Here is an 18467-nt window from a genome sequence, read left to right on the forward strand (position 1 = left end):
AAAATATTAGGCTACTTTTTAGCACAGCGGAGCGAAATAGGTGTTCAGATGGTTAGAAAAGCACCTGTTCGCTACAGGCGTACAGCAAGAAAAAGTATCTGTGAACTGCTGTTATTTACTAGATTTGGGTGTGGTGGTTAAAAAAGGGAAACGTTTTGTCCGGTAATGGCGTTAGAGTTGGTGACATTAGCAAACTAGTGAAGAATTTTTAGGAGACACCATGTTCGAGCGGTTTACCGATCGTGCTCGTCGCGTTATTGTGTTGGCGCAGGAAGAAGCACGTTCCCTGAACCATAATTATATTGGCACTGAACATATTCTTTTGGGGTTGATCCATGAGGGTGAAGGTGTAGCGGCGAAGGCTTTGGAATCCATGGGCATCTCTTTGGAATCTGTGCGCCAAGAAGTGGAAGAGATTATTGGCCGTGGTGCCGAGCCACCAGTTGGGCATATTTCTTTTACCCCACGAGCAAAGAAGGTTCTTGAGCTTTCCTTGCGTGAAGGCCTGCAAATGGGGCATAAGTACATTGGTACCGAGTTCTTGCTGCTGGGTCTTATTCGTGAAGGCGAGGGCGTGGCCGCGCAGGTATTAGTGAAATTAGGTGCTGATCTTCCGCGGGTTCGTCAACAAGTTATCCAATTGCTCTCTGGTTATGAGGGGGGACAGGATAACCCAGAGATTACCGAGAATGATTCGGTTGGTGCTACCTCTGCTGCCCGTGGTGGCCGAGGCGGGGTAGGTGAGCGCTCTAATTCCTTAGTTTTAGATCAGTTTGGCCGTAACCTTACCCAGGCGGCCAAAGAAGGCAAGCTCGATCCAGTAGTTGGTCGTGAGCAGGAAATCGAACGCATTATGCAGGTGCTTTCTCGCCGAACTAAGAATAACCCAGTTCTTATTGGTGAACCTGGTGTTGGTAAAACTGCGGTGGTAGAAGGTTTAGCGCTTGATATTGTCAATGGCAAAGTGCCAGAAACTTTGAAAGATAAACAGCTTTATTCTTTGGACTTAGGTTCTTTGGTGGCTGGCTCACGCTATCGTGGTGATTTTGAGGAACGCCTAAAGAAGGTGCTCAAGGAGATTAACCAACGTGGCGATATTATTTTATTTATCGACGAAATCCACACTTTAGTAGGAGCTGGCGCTGCAGAAGGCGCTATTGATGCTGCAAGCTTGTTAAAGCCGAAATTAGCGCGCGGCGAATTACAGACCATTGGTGCTACTACTTTGGACGAATATCGCAAGCACATCGAAAAAGATGCTGCGTTGGAGCGTCGTTTCCAGCCGGTGCAAGTGCCGGAGCCTTCGGTAGATTTGACTATTCAAATCCTTAAAGGTTTACGTGACCGCTACGAAGCGCACCATCGCGTATCCATTACCGATGGTGCCTTGGCTGCTGCTGCCCAACTTTCGGATCGCTATATCAATGATCGTTTCCTACCTGATAAGGCCGTAGACTTGATTGACGAAGCGGGCGCACGGATGCGTATTAAGCGCATGACTGCTCCTTCTTCAATTCGTGAGATTGATGATCGCATCGCTAAGGTTCGCCGCGAGAAGGAAGCTGCTATTGATGCTCAAGACTTCGAGAAAGCTGCCGGTCTGCGTGACAAGGAACGTAAATTAGGCGAGGAACGTGCGGAGAAGGAAAAGCAGTGGCGTTCTGGTGATCTAGAAGAGATTGCTGAGGTAGGCGAGGAGCAGATTGCTGAGGTCTTGGGAAATTGGACGGGCATTCCAGTGTTCAAGCTTACCGAGGAAGAGTCTTCACGCCTTTTGCGCATGGAAGAAGAGCTGCATAAGCGGATCATTGGCCAAGAAGAAGCCGTCAAGAGTGTCTCTAAGGCTATTCGACGCACTCGCGCCGGGCTGAAAGACCCTCGTCGTCCATCTGGCTCCTTTATCTTTGCTGGCCCATCTGGTGTGGGTAAAACTGAGCTTTCTAAAGCTTTGGCACAATTCCTCTTCGGTGAGGATGATGCGCTTATTCAGATTGACATGGGTGAATTCCATGATCGGTTTACCGCGTCGCGGCTTTTTGGTGCTCCTCCAGGATATGTCGGTTATGAAGAAGGCGGCCAGCTCACAGAGAAGGTTCGTCGTAAGCCATTCTCGGTAGTGCTTTTTGATGAAATCGAAAAGGCACACAAAGAGATCTATAACACTTTGCTTCAGGTGTTAGAAGATGGTCGACTTACTGATGGTCAGGGTCGTGTGGTGGACTTTAAGAACACCGTGCTTATCTTCACCTCAAACTTAGGTACCCAAGATATTTCTAAAGCCGTAGGAATGGGCTTTAGTGCGGTGGGTGAAACTGATGAGGCCGGTCAGTATGAGCGGATGAAGAACAAGGTCAACGATGAGCTCAAGAAGCACTTTAGACCAGAGTTTTTAAACCGTATTGATGACATTGTGGTCTTCCACCAGTTAACTCAGCCGCAGATTGTGCAGATGGTTGATCTGCTCATTAACCGTGTGGCTCAGGCAATGGCACAAAAAGATATGGATATTGAACTCACCGAGCAGGCTAAGAATCTTTTGGCCAAGCGTGGTTTCGATCCAGTTCTGGGTGCTCGTCCACTTCGTCGTACCATTCAGCGTGAAATTGAGGATGTTTTGTCTGAGAAGATTCTCTTTGGTGAATTAGGTGCTGGCGAGATTGTTACCGTTGATGTTGATGGTTGGGATGGTCAATCAAAGGATACTGATCAGGCTTCCTTTACGTTTACTCCACGATCAAAACCTTTCCCCGAAGAAGAAGATGCTGAGGTTATTGAGGCACAACAGGCGGTTATTGATGCAGCCGAAGTTGTCGTACCAGAAGCACTCGATGTCGATGGTTTAGAGTAATCAATAATCAAATATGGCTGTCACCTAAAAAATATGGGTGGCAGCCATTTTTATGAGAGTCTGTGGTTGTTAAAGTTGAGGTGTATTTCAGACAGGATTAGCATAAGGCTGGCTAACGGAAAATGAGTTAGTGAGTTGTCTCCGACGTTACAAAAGAAATTAGTTTTATAGTGCTAAATTTTAGGAAAAGAAAGAAAATTGGCAAGAATACTTGGCTAAATTTTTCTAAGTCTGGTGCCTCCGCCAGTACAAAGATTGGTCCAGTAACAATTAATTCTCGTGGTGGAATTTGGGTTAAGCTACCGGGTGGTTTTACTTATCGCGGGAAGTGGAAGAAGTAGGCAAAGAGAAAATATCACCATCGTTTTCGCAGAGTCCGTCTGCTAATAAGCTAAATAAGCAGCGCGAAAGTTGTTGTTGATCTGGCCAGATAAGATCAATATCAGCACGACGAGCGTGGCGATTTTTGCGTAGTACAGCCATGATTTTACCGCGTACTTGTCGGTCGGTTCCGGTAAATTTTTGTACCCTTTGTTTTGCTTGGGCAAGTTCTAATTCATCTGGCTGCGGGCATCCATTGAGTTGCCATGCGCATAAGTCACTGACTGGGCATAGCTGGCAAGCTGGGGTAGGGGTGCATACTAGTGCGCCAAGCTCCATTAATGCCGCACTAAATTCTGGTGCACCCTCGATTGGTAAAATTGACTCTACCTCAGTTAACTCTTTGCGTCGGGGAGTCCCTTGGAGATAAGTTGCTTGAATAAGTCGTTTATAAACTCGACGCACATTAGTATCAACTACTGGTACTCGCTGGCCATAGTAAAACGCTGCTACTGCTCGGGCAGTGTAATCACCAATTCCAGGTAGTGCCAATAATTCTGCTAGATCAGAAGGCACTACACCACCATGCTTATCGACGATCATCTGTGCGCATTCTTGTAGCCGTAGCGCACGGCGTGGGTAGCCTAGTGTATCCCACGCAATAAGTAAATCAGCGGTATCAGCATGAGCAAGATCTGCTGGGGTAGGCCAGCGATCCATCCACTCGCACCATTTAGGCTCAACCCGGGCAACTGGAGTTTGTTGGCTCATAATCTCACTGAGTAAAATACCCCACGCTGAGGTCGCGGGATCTCGCCAGGCAAGTGGGCGGGCATGTACGTGGTACCAACTACGTAGCCGGCAGTGAAGTTCGGGAAGCATCGTTGGGTTAGTGTAATCCTTAGTAGCTTTTCCAAGCTAACCAAAAAGAAGGCAGAATAGAGATTATGAGAGATCCACAAGCTGTTTGGGCTTCCCTATTAGAAGGAAATGCACGCTTTGTCGCCGGGACACCGCACCGACCCAACCAAGATCAAGCTCGACGATTAGAACTTACTGGCGGACAATCACCACGAATGGCCGTTTTTACTTGTGGTGATTCTCGTGTTCCAGTTGAGATCCTTTTCGATGTCGGTCTTGGCGATGTCTTTGTTGTACGCACCGCTGGTGAGGTCATTGACTCAGGTGTACTAGCCTCCTTGGAATTTGCCATCGTTGGCCTAGGTGTTGAGGTTGTGGTGGTCCTTGGACATGAATCCTGCGGCGCAGTTAAAGCAGCGTTATCAGTTATTGAAGGTGGCGAGGTACCTGGTGGACATCAGCGCACTTTGGTTGAACAGATCACACCATCTATTTTGGAAGCACGAAGTGATGGCAAAACATCTATGGCAGATTTTGAGCGTCACCATGCTGAAGAAACCGTGCGTCGAATTATTGATACTTCACCAGTGATTGCAAAAGCAGTAGAAAAAGGCGACACCAGATTGATTGCTGCTAGATATCGGCTTTCCGATGGTGCTGTAGAAGAGCTGGAAGTCTTTTCCTAATATCGACATAAGTCCAAGACACACCGTAGCTAAGCACATCATTATGGTAGATATGCCTTTAGCATGAAGGCGTGGAACGTCGAAACTATTCTCAGCAACCTGTTCAGCTACCACCCGAGGTGTATTATCGTCGCCGTCGTGCGGCTGCCGGCGTTATCATAGTGCTTGTGGCAGCACTTTTTATTTGGCTTGCTGTTGCCTTGGGTGGAAATAGCACCGAGACTGAAACAACTGCCGAAACCTCTAGTGCTTTGACAAGCTCATCAAGTACTGCAACTGCTAGTACCGAAGCTACGTCCGAGCCTTCGACAACATCTACTATTACTTCGGTTGAACCTAATACGGAAGCAGTAGCAGCCGATGCTAAGCGCACATGCACTTTACAAGATCTAAAGATTGAAGCAACTACCGATCAGCCGAATTATTCTGCTGATATTATGCCGCGCTTTTATATGACCGTATCTAATCCTACTGCCGCGGATTGCGAAATAGATATGACTCAGGCGATCCCTCGCTTTGAAGTATATGATTTGCGCACTAATCAACGTATTTGGGCAGATATTGACTGTAACCCAGCTGTTGCTCAAGGCACACAAACACTTGGTTCTGGTGAAAAGCGCTATTACGAAGCAGTATGGTCACGTACCAGTAGTTCTGAAGGTGGTTGTAGTACTCGCCAAACAGTAGCTTCTGGTAGCTATTATCTACACACGGTTATTGGCGATAATGCTTCGCTTGCTACTCCTTTCAACCTGGCTTAGTTTTTATTAACGTAATTGGGCGAGTGCCTCAGTAATATCACGCACCTGGATAATTTCAATATTGTTAATGTTTTCATTATTAACCGGAACAATTGCTCTGGTGTAACCTAATCGTGCCGCTTCTTGTAGCCGACGGGCTAAATTAGGTACGCGTCGGATTTCACCTGCTAGTCCAACTTCGCCAACAACGACGGTTTGTGCCGGCAATGGTTTTTTGCTCATTGCTGAAGCGGTAGCGAGCGCTACTGCGAGATCTGTTGCCGGTTCGCCTATTTTCATGCCACCAACGGTTGCTACATAAACTTCAGTATTATGGGTGCGTTTGCCGGCGCGTGCACTGAGTACTGCAAGCACCATTGGTACTCGGGTGGAATCCAGGCCAGTAACTGCGCGTCGGGGATTTTTTGCTTCGGTAGGCACCACTAAGGCTTGTACTTCGGCAAGCAGTGGGCGAACCCCGTCCATAGCAACAGTGACTGCAGTTCCATCCGGGGTGGTGTCACGGTGGGAAAGAAAAAGACCAGATGGATCCGGAACCTCTTTAATGCCGTTGGAACGCTGTTCAAAACAACCTACTTCATCAGTAGCGCCGAAGCGGTTTTTAATACTGCGTAACATGCGCAAACTAGAGTGGCGGTCGCCTTCAAAGTGCAACACTACATCCACAAGGTGTTCAAGCACTCGCGGTCCGGCAACATTGCCATCCTTGGTTACATGGCCAACTAATAATACTGGGATATTACTTGTTTTAGCTAGTGAAGTTAGTGCTGCGGTTACTGCACGCGATTGGGCGACACCACCTGCAACGCCTTCTACGCCGGGGGCATGTATGGTTTGTACTGAATCAACAATAAGCAAGCTAGGTTTTAATTGTTCAACATGGCCAAAAAGAATATCCAGATTGCTTTCTGCTGCTAAATATAAAGTGTTTTGTAGTGCACCGGTGCGCTGGGCGCGCATGCGTACCTGTCCGGCAGATTCTTCAGCAGTGATATATAAGGCGATGCGTTGTTTATTATTGGTAGTCTGTTGTGCCCAGCGACTTGCTACCTCCAATAGGAGAGTGGATTTTCCTACCCCAGGTTCGCCGGCAAGTAGTACCACTGATCCTGCGACAATGCCACTGCCAAGAACTCGGTCTAATTCGCTAATCCCGGTTGGTATATACGTTGCATCAGCTGCGTTGATCGTGGTGATCGGCTGAGCTGGCGAATGTGGGGTAAGTGTCGTAGTAGTCGGTGAAATAGTACTAGTAGTAGATTCTTCTAGTGTTCCCCATGAGCCGCAGTCAGGGCAGCGTCCGAGCCATTTTGCCGAGGAGTATCCGCAGTCGGAACACAGGTACATACTCTTAGGTTTTTTGGCCATGTGTCCAAGAGTACAACATGGATAAAATGCAGGTATGATGCTTAGTTAGGGGTAAGCAAGTGAATGCTAACTATTAAACCGAATTGTGATCTGAAGCATAGATAGATTATTATCTGCTAATGACCTGGGTTTGTGCTTAGGGAAATTTTTAGTATTCTTAAGCTTTAATAAGGTATTTTTCCTAATTTTCCCTTGGGAAAAGTGCCTATTTATCTGGGTGAAAATGCGAAGGAGTGGCTGGGCGGTGAAAAGAGCAAAGAGGAGTGCTCGGGTAGCTGTGGCGGCAATGATCGTTGGTGTTGCTACGATCTACACTCCTTTGGTGGCCGCTACTGTTTCGCACGGTGATTTTCAGACTGATATGACGGAAGTGGCTGAGAGTAACCAACGTCTTGGTGGTTTTGGGGCAGCCCACCTGGCAGTAAATTCAGTACCGATCACCGATGGTAGTGAAGTGTTGGCGGGCTCTATTTTTGCAATTACTTTACCTTGGTCTCTCGATGGTGCTCCTAGTGCTGGCGATTATATGACCTATCAGTTACCGCCAGAGTTCTCACCAACGAGTTTAATAACTTTTGATGTTATTCCTCCTGGGGATCTGCAAGCCATTGGCGTTGGAACCATTACAACTGCTGGGTTATTAACTCTTGAATTTAATGATTATGCTCAGGATTCTGATGCTTATTTAAGTGGAAACTTATCTTTATTTATTCCGCTTCGGCATCATAACGTTAATAATGTTGATGAAATTCAGCTAAATATGGGTGGTCAAATTTTTAATCTCACCGTGCGAGCTCAAGAAGCGTCGTTTAATGGTGATATTAAAATTGCTGCGCAGCAAGATATGCGAACTATTAACTGGCGTATTGTTATGCCAATGACAAATGAGCCTTTAGAAGAAATAGAGCTTAACTTTGTTCTAGATGGTTCTTACTTTGATCCTAATTACGCGCAGTTAGTACTTGATAAGGACGCTGAAATCGTTGAGATTGACCGCGATACGATGCGTTTGAAATTGGTTCAGGTAACCGGTAGTAAAGTACTTAATATTCTCAGTGTGATTAATGATTATGGACGCGATGGCACTGCAACCATGCAGGTCTCTTCTCCTGTTGATAGTAGGCTTAGCGGTACTGGAAAAATAAATTTTACTGCAGCAAGTAACACAACGGATAATTCATATACCACTTATTATCAACCGGAGATTGCTCCAGGGTTAGTAAACAATTCGCCTTCTGGTGATAATCCGGGTACTCCTGCCGGTAACAATGCAGTTGGAAACGTTGTTGTTCATCCGCAACCTACCGTAGAAACATCCGTGGGTTCTACAACAACTTTGGAACCGGTAGCGGGGGCAAATAGCCGCACTATGTCTGAGTCGCAGTCAAATAGTGATGCCACCTCAGTGCGGGTAGGTGAGACTGAGCAAAATAATTCGGCTCAAACAAGCCAAGTTCTGCAACCTTATGGGCAAGAAATGATTAGCAGTGATAAACCACGCGAAATGGATATTATCTCAGCCGATGAATTTAAGCATTCGTTGGGGATAAACGACATTATCCTTCATGGTGTGGCATTAATTGTGATCGCCAGCGGTGCATTTGTGCTAAGGCGATTGAGGTAAAAATAACTTGGCTACCAAGCTAACTAAGCAAAAAATAACTAATGGGTCTTCCCTAAAAAATAGGGAAGGCCCATTAGTTAATGATTAGTGTTGTGCGCCAGTACCGCTGCCGGTATCGCGAACATTGTGTCCGGATACTGGCACTGGTTCAGAAACTGTTGCGCTCAGTGAGATCTCGCCATCGTCGAAAGTAAAGACAACTTCTTGGTTGCCACCATAGGCAAAGCCTGGATTATTAAAGCTGCTGGCAACATGGGTGATGCAGATGTTTTCTGGTTCGGTGAGTAGGTCAAGCTCGGAACGAATATCAGAGACCAGGGAGCAATCTGGTGCAATCGTGGTATCGCCTTCAAAGGATACGCGAGTACCGCCAACGGTAACTGAACGCAACACGTGGGCGGTAGCCTGTGGGTCTTGGTTAATAGCGGTGAATTTTAGTCCGGCTTCGCCTTCGGAAGTTAGATGGATAGTGACATCACGAACTGCGATAGCGTTGTTTGCAGTTTCTCCCTCAACACCATCTACAGCAGCGACCTGGCTTGAGGTTTGAGTGATCTGCCCAGCAGAGCAGGCAGTCAGAGCTAAAGCACAGACTGCTGTTAGAGAAAACAATGCGCCACGACGCACGGTAGACTTTAAAGGCTTCACGGGTTTGTCCTCCATGGGGTGAGACCAGCACTAAAGATGATTGGAATCTTTTAGTAGATCTGTTAAGAAAGGCAATTTTCTTCCTTCACCTTAGCCCTTTGCATAGACGCATTCCTATTTATAAGGGAATATTTTTGCCAAATGGGGTGCAACTTTAGGATGGTGTTGGGTACCAAAGGTGAGGGGTTTTATTTGCTTGCTTAGTTCCCGGCAATGATTGTGTTGGTTTTTCGTGCTAGAATGCTACGAGTTTGGCAACTTTGTGATTGGAGCATTAATGGAGTTTAAGGTCGGCGATACTGTCGTTTATCCACATCACGGTGCAGCTATCGTCACCGGCATTGAGCAGCGCGAGATGGGTGGGCAGACCTTAGAGTTTCTGGTTCTCCAGATCAACCAATCTGACCTCGAAATTCGCGTCCCATCGAAAAACGTAGAGCTGGTTGGCGTACGTGATGTCGTTGATGATGAAGGCCTGAACAAGGTTTTCAATTTCCTGCGTGAAACCGACGTGGAAGAGGCTGGTAACTGGTCTCGTCGTTTTAAGGCTAACCAAGAGCGGTTGGCTTCTGGAGATGTGAATAAAGTAGCGGAGGTTGTTCGCGATCTTTGGCGTCGAGATCAGGGCAAGGGGCTATCAGCGGGTGAAAAACGCATGCTTGCAAAAGCGCGTCAAATCCTTGTTGGTGAATTAGCGCTGGCTAAGAATAAAGATGAGGCTAAGTCAGCGAAGATCCTTGCTGAGGTTGATGAAACTATCGCTCGTCTTGGTGCCGATGAGCCAAGTGAGAGCAAGATTGTTGAGGATCTTGATGATCTAGACCTCGATAATCTTAGCTTCGACGACGAGGATTAAAGTGCGGGTCTACGCCTTGATCGCGGCCGCAGGGGTTGGCTCGCGCCTGGGTGCAGATATCCCAAAAGCTTATGTGGCACTGCGTGGACGCCCGTTGGTAGTGCGCAGTGTACAAGCAATGATTACTTCTGAGGTTGTCGATGAAGTCATTGTGATTATCAGCCCACAAATGCATGATTATGCGCACAAATTACTTCACCACTATGGGCTTTTCGACGCAGAAATCCCGGTTCGACTTGTCCATGGGGGACAAGAACGCGCTGATTCGGTGTGGTGCGGTTTACAATGTGTGCCCGATAAAGAAGCAGTAGTACTTATCCATGATGCAGCTCGTGCACTTACCCCGCCTGGGATGATTGCGCGGGTAGCCCGTGGAGTTTTGGAAGGTAAAAACGCGGTTATTCCAGTACTACCAGTTGCCGATACGATTAAAAAAGTTGTCGATAACCAGGTCGTCGAAACTCCTGTGCGTAGTGCATTAAAGGCGGTGCAAACCCCCCAGGGATTTAAGTTAAGCGTACTCAAAGCTGCTAATGAAGCTTATTTTGCTAACAATCCTGACTTTATCGCTACTGATGATGCCAGCCTTGTGGAATGGGCAGGCGAGATAGTCAGTTGTGTTCCCGGTGATCCGATGGCTTTTAAAATCACAACGTTGATTGATTATGCATTAGCTAAAGCTGTTACCGATAAAGCCGAACCAACAATTTTTGAGGTACCTGATGTCTAAGCCGATTATCCCGCGGGTAGGTATTGCTACTGATGCACACCAGATCGAAGAAAATAAACCGTGCTGGATTGCTTGTTTAGAGTTTCCGGAAGTTTCTGGTTGCGAAGGTCATTCTGATGGGGATGTAGTAGCGCACGCGGTTGTTGATGCATTACTATCGGCTGCTGGTTTAGGGGATCTGGGAAGCTTTGTTGGGGTTGGTCGCAAAGAATATGCCGGAGTATCTGGTGCTCAGCTGCTTACTGAATGCCGTGAGTTATTAACTGAGCACGGTTTTATTATTGGTAATGCGGCAGTTCAACTTGTTGGGCAATCACCTAAACTAAATCCCCGACGCAAAGAAGCCGAGCAGATAATGTCGAAGATTCTCGGTGCACCAGTTTCAGTATCTGCGACAACAACAGATCACCTCGGCTTTACCGGACGCGGTGAAGGGCGAGCAGCCGTGGCAACAGCCGTGGTATGGGCTGCTACACTAAATGCGTGACTTTACGCATTTACGATACTGCAACCCGCACACTGCGAGATTTCACGCCTTTGGTTGAGGGTACAGCAAGCATTTATTTGTGTGGGGCTACTCCACAAGCACAGCCGCATATTGGGCATGTGCGTAGCGGTGTAGCTTTCGATATTTTGCGTCGCTGGCTTAGTGCTCAAGGTTTCGATGTTGCCTTTGTGCGTAATGTAACCGATATTGACGATAAGATCCTAGCCAAGGCAGCAGAGCATAATCGTCCCTGGTGGGAATGGGTTTCTACTTATGAACGAGAGTTTACTAAGGCATATGAAAGCCTAGGAGTATTAGCTCCTTCGGTAGAACCACGTGCAACCGGTCACATGACCCAGATGGTTGACTATATGCAGCGGCTTATTGATGCCGGTTACGCTTATCCGGCGAATGGTTCGGTGTATTTTGATGTCACTGCCTGGAATGACGCTGCGGGTAGTGATTATGGGCAGCTAAGTGGTAACCGTATTGAAGAAATGGAACAAGGCGAAGCTGATAGTGCGGCTAAGCGTAGTCCGGTAGATTTTGCATTATGGAAAGCAGCAAAACCAGGCGAGCCTAGTTGGCCCACACCGTGGGGTGAGGGTCGTCCGGGTTGGCACTTGGAATGCTCGGCCATGGCTACCTGGTATTTAGGTAAGAAATTCGATATTCATTGTGGTGGATTGGATTTGCAGTTCCCACACCATGAAAATGAAATTGCTCAGTCGCATGCTGCCGGTGATGGTTTTGCGCAGTACTGGATGCATAACCACTGGGTAACTATGAGTGGGGAGAAAATGTCTAAGTCTTTGGGCAATGTTCTTTCCGTTCCACATATTCTTAACCTGGTGCGCCCGGTGGAGTTGCGTTATTATCTGGGCTCGGCGCATTATCGCAGTGTGTTGGAATATTCTGAACCGGCACTTCAAGATGCAGCGACTGCTTATCGACGCATAGAAGCTTTTATCAATAAGGCCACGGCGGAAACCGGTGAACTTGGTTTAGGTGAGCGCAGCGCTGCTTTTGATGCGGCAATGAATGATGATCTTTCTGTGCCCAAGGCATTAGCAGAGATTCATGGCAGTGTTCGTGCTGGGAATGCGGCATTGGCAGCACAGGATAAAGATACTGCACGTCGTTATGCTGAATCGGTACGAGCAATGACTCACGTGCTTGGTATTGATCCATATAAGTGGCAAGAAGATAGTGATAATACTCAGGCGATGGCGGCACTAGAAGTATTAGTTTCTGCCGAGTTGGATCGACGTACGCAGGCTCGTGAGCAGAAGAATTGGACGCTTGCCGACGAAGTCCGTGATCGTTTGCTCACTGCGGGCATTACCGTTACCGATACCCCTAATGGCCCAAGTTGGGCATTGAACTCTTAGAAGGAAAAACTCATGGCAGGAAACGATCCCCAACGACCAACAATAAGGAAAAAGAGCAAAAAAGGCGCGACTAAAGGATCTGGTGGTGCCCGTCGGCGTGGTTTACGCGGGAAAGGACCTACCCCTAAAGCAGAAGACCGCGTTTATCATGCAGCACATAAGCGTAAGCTAGAAAAACAGCGTCGTGATCAAGGACGCCATGAAAAAGAACTGCCGGAAATGGTAGTAGGGCGTAACCCAGTTATTGAATGCTTGCACGCACGTGTTCCAGCAACCGCCATGTACATTTGCGAAGGAACACATAATGATGATCGCCTTTCGGAGGCAGTGCAGACTGCACACTCACGCGGTATTCCACTTATTGAAGTTCCCCGTCCTGAACTAGATCGCATGACCGGTAATGGTATGCACCAGGGTATCGGCCTTCAGATCCCACCATATCAGTACGCAGATGTACCCGAACTAATATCACGGATCGCAGATACTGGCGAACCTGGAATGGTGGTAGTGCTGGATAACATTACTGACCCACGTAACCTAGGCGCAGTTATTCGTAGTGTGGCTGCTTTTGGCGGACACGGGGTTGTTATCCCAGAGCGTCGCAGTGCCTCAGTGACCGCAGTCGCATGGCGAACCTCAGCCGGTACTGCAGCACGGTTACCAGTGGCAAAGGCAACTAACCTTACTCGTACCTTAAAGCAGTTCCAACAAAATGGTTACCAGGTGGTTGGTTTAGATGCCGGTGGAGATAACACCTTAGATACCTATAACGGTGGTACCGATCCAGTGGTTATTGTTGTTGGTTCGGAAGGCAAGGGTATTTCACGATTGGTGCGTGAAACCTGCGATAGCATTATGAGTATTCCGATGGCGGGTTGGGTCGAATCGCTGAATGCTTCCGTAGCGGCAGGGGTAGTACTTAGCGAGTTTGCTCGCCAGCGCCGAAGTATTACCTAACAATTAAAGAATCGCGTTAGTATATCGGCTGCAACAAGACCCTTTGGAGCAGGACCAAGTAGCTTTGATACTGGTGGATTGAGCGTTGGAACATAATGGCCAACATTTTTTAACGCCCAAGTTTCTACCCAGGCGCCATAACGCTGGATAGTAGCATTATCAGTTTCTTCACTAACTGGTGGTGGAGCTTGGTTAAGCTGGACGAAATAGTTGGCAGTATCGCTAAAACTTAGTACATTCCCGCGATCGTGGCCGGTAACTAGTTTTGTGGTACCTCCATAAAAAGGCGATATTGGGTCGGCGGTGCCATGCATCAGTAAAATAGGGGTCGGTTGCCAATTGTGTGTATGGGAAAGAAAATTATCGGGTGCAGGTAGGGTTGCACCGATAATTGCTGCCTGTGAAAGTAACCCGGGTGCATCATGAAGTAAGCGAAAAAGCATGTGTCCGCCATTAGAAAAGCCTACGCCCAGGACACGTTGACCTTCGAAATGTTGGGCAAGTTCACTAAGAAAACTCACATCATCGATACCCAATTGGCGGGTCTTTTCATTAAATTGTATGCGGGCATCGTTCCAATGACGGTGAACACCTGCTGGGTAGCAGATTGTCACACCTTGATTGCTCAGAGTTTCAAAAGAATGATCAGTAAAACGACGCGCTACTGCTGGTGATTGAGCTGAGCCATGCAAGTAGATAAGGACACTATGAGATGTAGTGCTAGCAGGAATAACCAATGCAGTGCGATCAGCAATAGAAATCTTATCCACGAAAGTCATTGTAGCTAGCTTATTAGAGGAGTAACTTTTTTAAGTACTATGTCTAAGCTGCAACGCCGGCCATCCTTGGCGATGGTGGCCGAAAAATTAGGCGTTTCTCGAACTACGGTGTCCAACGCTTATAATCGCCCCGAACAGCTTTCTCCTGCGTTGCGTGAGAAAATTTTTTCTACCGCAGAGAAGCTTGGATATTTAGGTCCTGATCCCGCAGCACGTAGCCTGCGTACTCGGCATGTAGGCGCTATGGGATTATTACTGACCGAGCATTTAACCTATGCTTTCGAAGACGCTGCCAGTGTAGATTTTTTATCTGGGGTAGCAACTGCGTCGATAGGCGGTAATACCTCATTAACATTGATTCCAGTTGGTCCGTCACATGAGGATATAGTTTCTGCGCGGCAACGAGTGTATTCTGCCGTTGTGGACGGGTTTATCGTGTATTCCGTAGCACGTCAGGATCCTTATTTGGAAGCAGCGTTATCACGTAAGTTGCCAGTAGTAATTTGTGATCAACCGGTTGATGTAGACAATGTTCCTTTTGTCGGTATTGATGATCGTTATGCTATTGCTCCTGTGGCCCAAGCGCTTGTCGACGCTGGTCATCGGCGCATTGGCATACTGTGTATTCGTCTTGATCCTACTGTTAATAATGGTTTAGTTTCTCCACAGCGCTTAGAAAAAGCACGTCATCATGTTCAACAAGCCCGGGTAAGCGGAGCACTTGAGGTTTTTATGCAGGCTGGGCTTCGGTGTAGTGATATTCCAGTGATCGAGCGTCATATTAATGACCCGATCAACAATGTTGATGCTGCCCGGGAGCTTTTAGAAGCTTATCCAGATCTAACGGCAGTGCTATGTACCACTGATACCATGGCTTTTGGTGTTTTAGAGTATGCCCGACAACAAGGTATTTCTATTCCTGAGCAGCTTTCGGTGACTGGTTTTGATGGCGTACACCGTGCCCAGGAATTGCGTCTGACCACTGTGATCCAACCCAATAAAGCAAAAGGTGAGGCAGCATGGGAGCTATTACAAGCTACTATTCGTGGTGAAGAGCCACAAAGTGTGTTGTTAGAAACTCAATTTAGCGCTGGTGCTACAGTAACTGCACCTAAAAACTAAAAAGCTGACCCCGAGGGCAAAAACACATAGTTTTAACCAGGGGATCAGCTTTTATTTGTACAGTTAATGTTGTGCGGTGCGTAGGGTAGCTAGCTCTTCGAGGAAATCAGCTACCCCGTCAAGATCTGCTACTCGGTGGCCGGCAAGAGTTTCACCGTCACCAACTTTAACTCCTAAATCAAGCTCACGGTTAAGTACTGCAAAACCGTCTTCATCGGTGGTGTCATCACCAAGAAAAACAATGGCATCAAAATCTTTTTTCTTCTTTTCAATCCACGTTCCCTTGGTGGCATCGGTTGCCGACGCTTCGATGATCATTCGACCAGGTTTTAATGTGATGCCGGCAGGAAGATCAAGAGTTAGTGCTTTTTCTAGCATATTGGCTGCTAATTGCTGATCTTTTGCACGCACTGCATGAAGCACACGGTGATAGGGTTTTTCTTCAACGAATGCCCCTTCAATGAGCAATTGGGAAAAAGCGTTACCAATCGCAGTTAAACCTTGTTGCTGCTCGGTAGTAAGCGTAGCCAGCTCGTTAGCTTCTTCAGCACCATGAGATCCCACGAGCAGATAGTGGGCAGGAAATTGTGCTACTTGTGCTAGCCCGTCAAGGTGGCGACCAGTAAGAATAGCGATCGTGGTATGAGGTGACTGGCTAAGTTTTTCTAGCGCCGCTAGTGAACGCTTGTTGGTGGGAACGTCGTAGGCATTTTGCGAAAAACCAGCTAGGGTCCCATCAAAGTCGGAGACAATAAGTAAACGTTTGGCTGTAGCGAGAGCAGAAAGGTTCATATTTAGCCTTTGCTAATAAGGTGGATAGAACTTGGCTCAAGGCCTTCGCTATGAGACCTAAGGATAAGGATACCGTTTTCTCGACTATCAACCTCGAATTCGCCGTCGACAAGCAACGAGACCAATGCGTTATGAATACTGAGATTCTGTCCAGAGCATTCATCGCTAATAGGATCAAATTGCATCTGACTAAAACGAGCATGCTGTTGATCAAGGGAAGCAAAACCTTGAAACGGCGCGCAACCAGTAAACCCAGCTACGGTGTTATTACCGAAACTCATTGATACTGCCCCGGCAACTGAAGGATTAATAGCGCTTACCTCATCAGGGTTGGTATAAACTGCAGTAACTTCAAAGACATTATGAGTCGGCTCAGGTGTACCACACGCGCTTAACATAACGGTGAGAAGTAGATAACCATAGTGGGGCAGGCGCATGGTTTAGTCTTTCCGATTATGTATGGCATGCAAGTTCTCTAAGAAACTACTTGCCCAAAGATTGACATCATGAGTACGAACCTGTGTACTCAACGCAGACATGCGTTCGGTCGAAGTATTATTTGCTGCCGCAGCTATGTGACGCTTAATGGATTCGATATCAAAAGGATTGCATAAATAAGCTTCGGAAAGCTCATGGGCAGCGCCAGCAAACTCAGAAAGAACCAGTGCACCACTAGCATCGGAATGACAGGCTACATATTCTTTGGCCACCAAATTCATGCCGTCTTTAAGTGGGGTAACAAGCATGATATCCGCAGCTGCATAAAGCTGAACTAATTGTTTTTTAGCTACCGACGTATGGTGATAGTGCACCACCGTATGTCCTAAGCTAGAAAACTTTCCATTGATCCTACCAACGGCCTCTTCAACCTGACTGCGGGTCTTTCGATAATGCTCGATACGTTCCCTAGAAGGAGTTGCTATCTGAACAAACGCGGTAGTTTTAGGATCAAGGGCATGAGTAGAAAAGAGTTCTTCTAAAGCAAGTAAGCGCTGAAGAATACCCTTGGTGTAATCCAGGCGATCGACCCCAAGAATAAGATGAGTAGGGTTTCCTAGTTGCGCGCGTAGCTGAGCACTATGCTCTTGTGAGGGAAGTAACTCATCAATGGCAGCAACATCAATAGAAATTGGGAAGGCAGCTACCCCAACTTGGCGACCATCACTACTGCGTACCCAGGCAGAAATTTCGCGTACCGAAGCGTGACCGCTAACCTCAAGTTCTTCCGGCTGCCCAGTATGAGTACCCAGACCACCAACAATTTGTTGAGTTAGTTCTAAGAAATTATTAGCACTATGGGTTAGATGGAAACCAATAAGATCTGCTCCCATGAGCCCACGCACAATCTCTTCACGCCACGGCAATTGGCGGAAAAGATCTGGGCTTGGGAACGGAATATGAAGAAAGAAACCAATAGTGAGATCTGGGCGAATCTGACGCAAAATACCAGGCAGTAGCTGGAGTTGGTAATCTTGCACCCAGACCACAGCATCTTTGGCGGCTACTTCAGAAACAGCATGCGCAAATTTTAGATTCACTTCACGATAAGCAATCCACCAATCACTATCATAGATGGGTGGCACAATAAGATCGTGATATAACGGCCAGAGGGTAGCGTTAGAAAAACCCTCGTAGAAGCGCTCGTAGTCAGTATCAGTAAGAGCTACTGGGTGCAAGAGAATACCGGAGTCGGTGTAGAAAGGTTCTGGAGCTTCATTAGTGCTACCTGGCCAGCCTACCCAGCACCCTTGGCGGGACTCTAGAATCGGTGATAGTGCGGTGACTAGCCCGCCAGGACTAGGCGAGAAAGTTTGGGTTCCATCGGCAGCAATAGAAATATCAACTGGTAGCCGATTAGCTACAACCACAAAATCATTGTCACCGCACATAGCCGTTAAGCTTTCTTGGTTGTTTTCTTAGTAGCTTTTTTGGTCGCCTTTTTTGTGGTCTTCTTAGTAGCTTTTTTGGTTGTTTTCTTGGCAGCCTTTTTAGGTGCGTTCTTTGCTTCTTCTTCGGCAGCAACCTTGCGATAGCTCAGACCTTCTGGTTCGACCCCAAGCATGCACATAAGCGTGACAGCATCGAAGAAATTCTCAGAGTATGCTGCAACAATCTGGCGAGCTGCAGCAGCGGTTTCGGCCTCAACTGCATGTAGTGCATCGGCGGAAGTAGTGCGGGTATCTGTGACCTTTGGTGGCAAGAGTCCTCCTGAGCTTTAAAAAATTCAGTGCAGTTT

The 18467-nt window shown here is 47.3% G+C and carries 19 protein-coding genes; 11 read left to right on the top strand and 8 right to left on the bottom strand.

The features are described from left to right. Positions 1–220 precede the first annotated feature (220 nt). Positions 221–2848: an ATP-dependent Clp protease ATP-binding subunit gene (locus UL82_RS02540; RefSeq protein ID WP_046438881.1), complete on the top strand. Its 2628-nt coding sequence runs from the start codon at positions 221–223 to the stop codon at positions 2846–2848. Between the two features lie 167 nt (positions 2849–3015). Further along, on the top strand, positions 3016–3189 hold the full coding sequence (locus tag UL82_RS10785) for a DUF4236 domain-containing protein (protein ID WP_083966392.1): 174 nt from the start codon (positions 3016–3018) through the stop codon (positions 3187–3189). Here UL82_RS10785 and UL82_RS02545 read toward each other — a convergent pair. Next, entirely contained in the window at positions 3161–4051 is an 891-nt protein-coding gene (locus tag UL82_RS02545; protein ID WP_046438882.1) for an HhH-GPD family protein, read from the bottom strand. The genes UL82_RS10785 and UL82_RS02545 overlap by 29 nt on opposite strands. Positions 4052–4116: 65 nt before the next feature. Between UL82_RS02545 and UL82_RS02550 the strand changes: the two genes are divergently transcribed. Both UL82_RS02550 and UL82_RS02555 read left to right on the top strand, forming a co-directional pair. Beyond that, positions 4117–4716, top strand: a complete 600-nt coding sequence (locus UL82_RS02550) for a carbonic anhydrase (RefSeq protein ID WP_046438884.1) — start codon at positions 4117–4119, stop codon at positions 4714–4716. A 71-nt stretch (positions 4717–4787) separates the two neighbouring features. Next, positions 4788–5477: a hypothetical protein gene (locus UL82_RS02555; RefSeq protein WP_046438885.1), complete on the top strand. Its 690-nt coding sequence runs from the start codon at positions 4788–4790 to the stop codon at positions 5475–5477. A gap of 6 nt (positions 5478–5483) precedes the next feature. Here the strand turns inward: UL82_RS02555 and radA are convergent, their stop codons facing one another. Next, the gene (radA, locus tag UL82_RS02560) at positions 5484–6845 is read right to left on the bottom strand and encodes a DNA repair protein RadA (RefSeq protein WP_046438886.1); all 1362 of its coding nucleotides are present in this window, start codon (positions 6843–6845) and stop codon (positions 5484–5486) included. A gap of 244 nt (positions 6846–7089) precedes the next feature. Here radA and UL82_RS02565 point away from each other — a divergent pair, with 244 nt between their 5' ends. Further along, positions 7090–8469 (top strand): Ig-like domain-containing protein, encoded by a 1380-nt coding sequence (locus UL82_RS02565; protein WP_126363948.1) that lies wholly within the window; start codon positions 7090–7092, stop codon positions 8467–8469. An 84-nt stretch (positions 8470–8553) separates the two neighbouring features. Here the strand turns inward: UL82_RS02565 and UL82_RS02570 are convergent, their stop codons facing one another. Further along, complete coding sequence (locus tag UL82_RS02570; RefSeq protein ID WP_046438889.1) at positions 8554–9132, bottom strand: hypothetical protein; 579 nt, start codon at positions 9130–9132, stop codon at positions 8554–8556. Positions 9133–9394: 262 nt separating this feature from the next. Between UL82_RS02570 and UL82_RS02575 the strand changes: the two genes are divergently transcribed. The 5 genes from UL82_RS02575 to rlmB are packed head-to-tail and all read left to right on the top strand — an operon-like array spanning position 9395 to position 13538. Then, positions 9395–9973 carry a CarD family transcriptional regulator gene (locus UL82_RS02575; protein ID WP_046438890.1) on the top strand — a complete coding sequence of 193 codons (579 nt, stop codon included), beginning with the start codon at positions 9395–9397 and terminating at the stop codon, positions 9971–9973. Further along, on the top strand, positions 9969–10703 hold the full coding sequence (gene ispD, locus UL82_RS02580; protein WP_083966393.1) for a 2-C-methyl-D-erythritol 4-phosphate cytidylyltransferase: 735 nt from the start codon (positions 9969–9971) through the stop codon (positions 10701–10703). Before UL82_RS02575 ends, ispD begins: the two co-directional genes overlap by 5 nt. Beyond that, positions 10696–11190 (top strand): 2-C-methyl-D-erythritol 2,4-cyclodiphosphate synthase, encoded by a 495-nt coding sequence (gene ispF / locus UL82_RS02585; protein ID WP_046438893.1) that lies wholly within the window; start codon positions 10696–10698, stop codon positions 11188–11190. The genes ispD and ispF overlap by 8 nt, the downstream gene beginning before the upstream one ends. Beyond that, positions 11187–12581: a cysteine--tRNA ligase gene (cysS, locus tag UL82_RS02590; RefSeq protein WP_046438895.1), complete on the top strand. Its 1395-nt coding sequence runs from the start codon at positions 11187–11189 to the stop codon at positions 12579–12581. Before ispF ends, cysS begins: the two co-directional genes overlap by 4 nt. A gap of 12 nt (positions 12582–12593) precedes the next feature. Next, on the top strand, positions 12594–13538 hold the full coding sequence (gene rlmB / locus UL82_RS02595) for a 23S rRNA (guanosine(2251)-2'-O)-methyltransferase RlmB (RefSeq protein WP_046438896.1): 945 nt from the start codon (positions 12594–12596) through the stop codon (positions 13536–13538). On the opposite strand, the gene UL82_RS02600 is transcribed toward rlmB, so the two are convergent. Further along, positions 13535–14317, bottom strand: a complete 783-nt coding sequence (locus UL82_RS02600; RefSeq protein WP_046438897.1) for an alpha/beta hydrolase family esterase — start codon at positions 14315–14317, stop codon at positions 13535–13537. The genes rlmB and UL82_RS02600 overlap by 4 nt on opposite strands. Before the next feature lie 39 nt (positions 14318–14356). Here UL82_RS02600 and UL82_RS02605 point away from each other — a divergent pair, with 39 nt between their 5' ends. Beyond that, positions 14357–15439 (top strand): LacI family DNA-binding transcriptional regulator, encoded by a 1083-nt coding sequence (locus UL82_RS02605; RefSeq protein WP_046438899.1) that lies wholly within the window; start codon positions 14357–14359, stop codon positions 15437–15439. Between the two features lie 63 nt (positions 15440–15502). Here the strand turns inward: UL82_RS02605 and otsB are convergent, their stop codons facing one another. The 4 genes from otsB to UL82_RS02625 are packed head-to-tail and all read right to left on the bottom strand — an operon-like array spanning position 15503 to position 18431. Further along, a complete protein-coding gene (gene otsB, locus UL82_RS02610; RefSeq protein WP_046438900.1) occupies positions 15503–16231 on the bottom strand; it encodes a trehalose-phosphatase in 729 nt (242 codons plus the stop codon). A gap of 2 nt (positions 16232–16233) precedes the next feature. Beyond that, positions 16234–16668 carry a hypothetical protein gene (locus UL82_RS02615; protein ID WP_046438901.1) on the bottom strand — a complete coding sequence of 145 codons (435 nt, stop codon included), beginning with the start codon at positions 16666–16668 and terminating at the stop codon, positions 16234–16236. A 3-nt stretch (positions 16669–16671) separates the two neighbouring features. Beyond that, positions 16672–18120: an alpha,alpha-trehalose-phosphate synthase (UDP-forming) gene (locus tag UL82_RS02620; protein WP_046438902.1), complete on the bottom strand. Its 1449-nt coding sequence runs from the start codon at positions 18118–18120 to the stop codon at positions 16672–16674. A gap of 5 nt (positions 18121–18125) precedes the next feature. Beyond that, positions 18126–18431 carry a hypothetical protein gene (locus UL82_RS02625; protein ID WP_046438903.1) on the bottom strand — a complete coding sequence of 102 codons (306 nt, stop codon included), beginning with the start codon at positions 18429–18431 and terminating at the stop codon, positions 18126–18128. Positions 18432–18467: the final 36 nt, after the last annotated feature.

The sequence above is a fragment of the Corynebacterium kutscheri genome, assembly GCF_000980835.1.
GTDB lineage: Bacteria > Actinomycetota > Actinomycetes > Mycobacteriales > Mycobacteriaceae > Corynebacterium > Corynebacterium kutscheri.